Here is a 1,863-nt window from a genome sequence, read left to right on the forward strand (position 1 = left end):
CGGCGTGGCCATACCGCACGCCATCCCGCTTGCCCCTTAATGCCCCAGATACGCCGCCCTTCACGCGGGCGTACATAATTATAAACTACCTGTGTGTGTCCACCACCGGTATCAATGCAAGCCGCTGTTATCCTAATCCCCTCTTTATAGCCTGGATGCGGCCAACGTTTTGCAAGATATTCATCCAATTGGTCCCACACTTCAAAAGAAGAGGGATCACCAAGGATCACTTGATAATCAATATGCCAACTTTCTTCACTACGCCCCCATCCCACCACTTCAAGTTCCAAGCGGTCATTTTGCACATCAATACCAGCTGTCAACACGACGGATTGTTCTGGTGCAAGGGGATAATCTTCGCGTTTTGCATAGAGGCTATCAGGATCAACAACTTCGCCTGTTCTGTCCTCCCATGGCTCTCCAAGCACTGTATTAATAAAAACTTGCAAAAGAGCAGGGTCTTCTTTGGCTCTTAAAAATTCGCGCGCACAATCGCCCCAAGTCAGCCATGGCGAATAAAGCGCTGAAATATGGTAAGAACGCAGACGAGGCTTACTTGACTCCTGTGTTGCGATCCAACAAGCACCGTTTTCTTCTGCCATTAAGGTGGACTTACGATGTTCGGCATGTTCATGACCACAATGCGCACAAACAAAAACAGCTTTTTCGGGGGCGCCTTTTGGCCACTTAATTTGTGACCAAACAATGGGTTGTAGAACACCACATGCATCACAAGGGACATTGTAATATCTCTGATCACCTAGCACAAAATCCTTGGCGATACGGCTTGTGTCACGGTGTGTCGGCGTGGACAATTTAAAAATTTTACGTTGAATAAAAGCAGAGGTTCGTTTTTCCGCAATTGTTACAGGATCGCCTTCATTATCGACATTCAATGGGTAAGCATCGACTTCATCCAAAACCAAATAGCGAATAGGAGAAGAACGCAATCCAGCAGCACTATTTGCTCCTGTAATCATCAATGTCCCCCCATAAAATTCCTTTGAAAACATTGTATTTCCACTGTCTCGTGCACGAGCAGGAGCAATGCGTTCGCTTAAAGCAGGGCTAGCTGAAATCATCGGATCAAGACGAGACTTTGACAGTTTCTTAGCGGTCTCAACTGTCGGCATCACATAAAGGGCTGGTCCTGGACTATGATGAATGGCATAACCACAAAAGTTCAACGCTGCTTCCGACATTCCAATCTGAGCCCCCTTCATCACAACCGTTGTTTCAGTCGGATCATAAACAGAAAGATTATCCATGATCTCTCGTAAATAGGGGGTACGTATAGTCCTCCATAATCCAGGCTCAGCACTCGTAACTGTGCTCAAATAACGATTTTTATCAGCCCACTGGGAAACAGTATAAGGCGGGTCAGGACGGCGTCCTTCATTCGCATAGCAAAAAAAGAGCCCAGCACCAGAGGACGAGGGCGAAGCATCACTTATCATGTTCTGGATTCTCTTCTAAAATGTTGGGATCGTGAAAAGAAACAGGGACGACATTTTCCACTAAAGCTTTGCGCATATGATGATCGATAGCTCCAATAAGGCTCGCAGCATCACATCCCACTTGCGCCGCAATTTCAGTACCAAAGCGATAGGCAAAATTGAGCATTGTATCTCGATGCGCTCTTCCAAAGTTCCATGCTTCTTTTCTCACTTCTTCACGATCAACAGTGGTTTCGCGTAACTTTTCCAGAGCAATCTTTTCTTTTGCTAGCGCAACTTGCATCCGCTCTAGTTTTATCTTGTATTCATTGGCTCCATCTGTGGAGGCTTGTTTGATCTTTGTCAGCGGTTGACCATCCGGTGCTAAAAATGGAGTAGGGCGCTTTGTTGGATTCTCATTCCAGAT

At 46.2% G+C, this 1,863-nt stretch carries 2 protein-coding genes; both read right to left on the reverse strand.

The features are described from left to right. On the reverse strand, nt 1–1,457 hold a 1,457-nt coding region (locus ACFINX_RS09070; RefSeq protein ID WP_375668705.1), incomplete at its 3' end, for a phage terminase large subunit family protein. Then, a partial coding sequence (locus ACFINX_RS09075) for a hypothetical protein (protein WP_375668706.1) occupies nt 1,447–1,863 on the reverse strand: 417 nt, incomplete at its 5' end. The genes ACFINX_RS09075 and ACFINX_RS09070, both read right to left, overlap by 11 nt.

The sequence above is a fragment of the Bartonella sp. AP36NXGY genome, assembly GCF_042195865.1.
Taxonomy (GTDB): Bacteria; Pseudomonadota; Alphaproteobacteria; order Rhizobiales; family Rhizobiaceae; genus Bartonella.